This window comes from Kitasatospora sp. NPDC056531 (genome assembly GCF_042794375.1).
Classification (GTDB): Bacteria; Actinomycetota; Actinomycetes; order Streptomycetales; family Streptomycetaceae; genus Kitasatospora.
The window spans coordinates 1-4,155 of record NZ_JBHTTU010000236.1 but is presented as its reverse complement, the minus strand read 5'-3'; the positions used below and the strand labels follow the sequence as shown (position 1 = coordinate 4,155).

Sequence of the window (4,155 nt, the reverse complement as noted above, 5' to 3'; positions counted from 1 at the left end):
AACAAGAAGAAGGTTGACCCGGAGTCCAGCCCCTGGGCGCCCTTCGGAATCCAACTCCGCAACTCGCGAGAGGCCAAGGGCCTTCTCCAGGAGGAGCTGGCTCCGCTCCTTGAGTGCTCCCCCTCGCACCTCTCCTACATCGAACTTGCGCACCGGCCCCCGAGTCGCAGGCTCGCCGAACTCGCCGACATCGCGCTCGACACCGGCGGCACCCTCCTGCTGATGTGGTACCAGCTGAAGAACGCCGCGATCCTGGAGGGCTTCCCGGAGTACGCCCGCTACGAGGCCCTCGCAGAGCAGATCCGGATCTTCGAGATCGACATCATCGCCGGGCTTCTGCAGACCCCGGCGTATGCAACCGCGATCCAAATGGGCGACGTCAGGCAAGGAGGTTCGACCCAGGAACTAGCCGAGCAGCGCATCGCGTTCAGGCTTGCCCGACAGCAAGTCCTCGAACGAACTCCCCCTCCGCTCGTCCATGTGGTGCTGAACGAGAGCTGCCTCAGGCGGATCGTCGGCGGACGCGACGTCATGGTCGAACAGTTGCTTCATCTTGAGCAGCTGTCCACCCGTCCGAACGTAGTCATCCAGGTGGCGCCGTTCGCCCTGGGCGAGAACAGGCCGTTCACACACGTGGCACATCTCCTTACCATGCCGAACCGCAAAGTTCTCGCTTACGGCGAAACTGAGCAGCGTGGCTACATCGACCGCGATATCAAGTCGGTTGCCACATTGGCCAACAGCTACGATCGGCTTGCGATCGAGGCCCTTGGCCGGGCCGAATCGCTGGCTTTCATCCGTGCGGTAAGAAGGGATCTGGAGTGGATGTCGACCTGACTGAGACTTCCTGGCGGAAGAGTTCGTACAGCGGCGCGAACGGCGGCGCGTGTGTCGAGGTCGCCGACGGCTTCGCCGGCGTCATGCCCGTGCGCGACTCCAAGGACCCGGGCGGCCCGGCCCTCCTCTTCCCCGCCGCCGCCTGGCAGTCCTTCGTCACCGCCGTCCGCACCGGCGAGTTCGACGCCCACTGACCGCAGTACCCGGCCCCGCCGCCCGGAGGCCGGGGAGGCAAGGAAGCGGCCGGTGGCCCTCAGGCGCGGGCCAGTTCGGCGTTGGCGCGCTCGGTGATCAGCGCGAGCACGCGGCCGGCGACGGCGAGGTCCTCGGCCGGGATGCCGGCGTAGAGGCGGGCGGAGACCGGGGCGGTCTCGGCGGTGGTGCGCTCGTACAGCTGCCGTCCGGCGTCGGTCAGGCGCAGGGCCTCGCCGTGCCGCGGGTCGGCCTCCAGCAGGCCGGCGGCGATCGTCTCCTCGATGACGGCGCGCACGCGCGCCTGGTCGGCCTTCAGCGAGCCGGTGACGTCGGCGACGAGCGCCTCGCGGCCCAGGCTGCCGCCGGCGGCGGCGGCGGTGGCCCGCAGGGTGACGCTCTGCTCGAAGGTGGCGCCGTGGCGGGCCAGGACGCCTTCCAGGAGGAGCGTGAGGCGTAGTGCGCCAGGGCGATGACGCGGGGGTTGAGGGGGGCGGGCGCGGTGGTCGCGGCGGTGGTGGTCATGGCTGGTGCTCCTCGTCGTTCTCGGTGGGCGGATCAAGAGGTGCGTCGAGCAGGGTCGCCAGCTCGCGGGTGAACTCGCGTGCGCGCTGGCCGTGCTGGCCGCCGAGCGGCTCCAGCAGCTGGTCCAGCAGGCCCTGGACGAGTGTGATCGCGCGGGCGGTGACGTCGTGTCCGTGCCCGGTGAGCGTCAGCTGCACGGCGCGCGGGTCGTCCGGGTCCCGGGTGCGGGCCACCAGGGCGGCGCCCTCCAGGGCGCGGGCGAGCTTGGAGACGTACAGGGGCTCCAGTCCGGTGTGGTCGGCGAGCCGGCGCTGGCTGGGGCGCAGCCCGGAGCGTGCCATGCCGTACAGCGACCCCAGCAGCGCGTACTGCGCGTGGGTCAGCCCCGGCGGTGCGAGGGCCCGGTCGACGGCGACCCGCCACTTCATCGACAGGCGCCAGAGCAGGAAACCGGCGGTGGCGTTCTCGGCTGCCGAACTCATGGCAAATACGGTGCATGGCCACTATGTCCATGGCTACGGTTTTCCGGGGCGCCCGGGCCGGGGCGGGGGCGTCGCCGTGGCCGCCGGGGCGGCGGCCCTCGGGAATCCCGGTGCGAGGGCCGCGGGGCTGCGGCACACTGTCCCGGTGATCACCGACCACTGGCCGCTGCGGGGCCTGCGCGTCACCACGCCCCGCCTGGAGCTGCGCCTGCCCGGTGAGGAGGAGCTCGCCGGCCTCGCGGACGTGGCCGCGCGCGGGGTCCACCCCCCGCACGTGCGCCCCTTCCTCACCCCGTGGACGACCCTGCCGCCCGCCGAACGTGCCCGGCACGTCCTGCAGTTGCACTGGAAGCGGCTGGGGCGCTGGAGCCCGCGGCACTGGGCGCTGGACCTGGTGGTCTTCCACGAGGGCCGCCCGGTGGGCTTCCAGGACATGCGGGCCCAGGACTTCGCCGTCCGCCGCGAGGTCGCCTCCGGCTCCTGGCTCGGCCTGGAGTACCAGGGCCTGGGCATCGGCACCGAGATGCGCGCCGCGATGCTCCACCTGGCCTTCGCCGGGCTCGGCGCGCTCTCGGCGACCTCGGTGTCCTTCTCCGACAACCACGCCTCCCTGGCCGTCTCCCGCAAGCTCGGCTACCGCCCCGACGGCATCACCCGCGACACCCTCGACGGGCGCGTCGTGGAATCCCGGCGCCTGCGCCTGTGGCGCGCCGACTGGCCCGGCTCCCCCGTCCCGGTCACCGTCACCGGCCTGACCCCCGCCTGCCGCGAGCTGCTCGGGGCGGGCGAGGCGCCGCCGTAGGAGGCCCCGCGAGGAGTGCACCGCGCGACATGCCGACGGCGGCCCCGGCCGGGATCCCGACAGCCTCACCCGTCACATGAGCACCAGGAGCGCCGGGGCCCGGTTCGGACCGGTCCCGACCCGGTTCGGACAGCGGACGACGCCGCGGGCACCCTACCGGCTGGTAATCCAAGGCGCCCCCCGCCCGCACACCCGCGGGAGCGGTCTTCGCCGAGCCTGGGCGTGCAACGTTTTTGCAGGTCAGCCGACTGATCGTCACAAACCTTGCAATGCAAGGCAGAACACGGCACCGCGTTGCCCCGTTTGGGTGACCATCCGAACGGCCGAACCGGGTAGGCTGCCTCCTGGTCTTCTCTCCGTACCGGGTGAGCCGGCGGGCTCCGCGCGGGTCTACCGGGCCCGGGAGAGGAGGTGTTGGAGATGGATGTCCCCCCTGGCGAAGGGGGAACGTCCACGCCCCGGAAGCGCGTTAAGCGGTTCGGCGGGTGGCTGGCGCTTCAGGTCCTCGGGACCGTGATCCGCCACTTCCTGACCGAGTGGCTGAACGGCAACGGGCCTACCTGGTGAGACAGGTAGGCCCGTTGTGATCCGGAGCGCGGTGCTCCCTCGCGAGGCCTCGTACCCCCGACGGAAGTGATCAGCCAAAGGGGGTGCGGGGCCTTCATGGTCTCGGTTGCCGGCTGACAACCCTCGCATCGACCTCTACGAGGGTCCCCGGCGGCCGCCTCCAACCTCTCGTATTTCGGCTCCTGCAACCAGTCGAGGGACCTCTAAAAGCGTCATCATGCCTGGTGGCAGCAACCATCACGGAAGGCTGACGCTGATTGGCGCGACGTGATCGTACCTCTAAACCGCACCTTTCGAGGGTGTCAGACCGAAGGAAGTGGCCTGATGACACGAGGGCTGGCCGATTTCGACCGCACGGCGTTGCAGCGCTGCCGGGCCGAAGCGTTGAGGCCGGACGGCCAGGGCCGGGGGTTGAGCGCCGCCGAGCTGGCGCAGTCGGTCGGCTCCACGAAGGCCCAGATCCTGGCGTACGAGGCGGGCAGGCAGACGCCCGAGCCGCAGCGGATCCGCGCGCTCGCCGAGGTGTTGGGGGTGCACCCCCTCGCGCTGGCCGTGAAGGGGGAGTTCGAGATGTCCCTGACCGAGCTGAGGCGCGGGTGCGGCTACCGCACCCGCGATGTCGTCGACCGCATCAAGGTCTCGCCGAAGGTCTACCGGCGCTTCGAGGTGGAAGGCCTCGCCCCGGCCCGGCGGCCGAACCTGATCTTCGATGTCGCCTTCCTGCTGGAGGTGCGCAGCGAGCTCGTGGAC

The 4,155-nt window shown here is 70.9% G+C and carries 5 protein-coding genes and 1 pseudogene; 4 read left to right on the top strand and 2 right to left on the bottom strand.

From position 1 onward, the window contains the following. Both ACFQ87_RS44905 and ACFQ87_RS44900 read left to right on the top strand, forming a co-directional pair. Window positions 1–837, top strand: an 837-nt coding sequence (locus tag ACFQ87_RS44905; RefSeq protein WP_380616827.1) for a Scr1 family TA system antitoxin-like transcriptional regulator, incomplete at its 5' end; no start/stop codon positions are given. After that, complete coding sequence (locus ACFQ87_RS44900; protein WP_380616826.1) at window positions 822–1,031, top strand: DUF397 domain-containing protein; 210 nt, start codon at window positions 822–824, stop codon at window positions 1,029–1,031. The genes ACFQ87_RS44905 and ACFQ87_RS44900, both read left to right, overlap by 16 nt. 59 nt (window positions 1,032–1,090) lie before the next feature. Here ACFQ87_RS44900 and ACFQ87_RS44895 read toward each other — a convergent pair. Together ACFQ87_RS44895 and ACFQ87_RS44890 are read right to left on the bottom strand one after the other, a co-directional pair. Then, window positions 1,091–1,554, bottom strand: a pseudogene (locus tag ACFQ87_RS44895) (MarR family transcriptional regulator). Next, on the bottom strand, window positions 1,551–2,036 hold the full coding sequence (locus tag ACFQ87_RS44890; protein WP_380616825.1) for a MarR family winged helix-turn-helix transcriptional regulator: 486 nt from the start codon (window positions 2,034–2,036) through the stop codon (window positions 1,551–1,553). The pseudogene ACFQ87_RS44895 and the gene ACFQ87_RS44890 overlap by 4 nt, the downstream one beginning before the upstream one ends. Window positions 2,037–2,181: 145 nt before the next feature. Between ACFQ87_RS44890 and ACFQ87_RS44885 the strand changes: the two genes are divergently transcribed. Then, the gene (locus ACFQ87_RS44885; RefSeq protein ID WP_380616824.1) at window positions 2,182–2,838 is read left to right on the top strand and encodes a GNAT family N-acetyltransferase; all 657 of its coding nucleotides are present in this window, start codon (window positions 2,182–2,184) and stop codon (window positions 2,836–2,838) included. 891 nt (window positions 2,839–3,729) lie between these two features. Continuing rightward, a partial coding sequence (locus ACFQ87_RS44880) for a helix-turn-helix domain-containing protein (protein WP_380616823.1) occupies window positions 3,730–4,155 on the top strand: 426 nt, incomplete at its 3' end.

Bases quoted from the DNA above. Each gene is read 5' to 3' on its own strand.
- ACFQ87_RS44890 (WP_380616825.1), bottom strand. From the start codon at position 2,036: ATGAGTTCGGCAGCCGAGAACGCCACCGCCGGTTTCCTGCTCTGGCGC.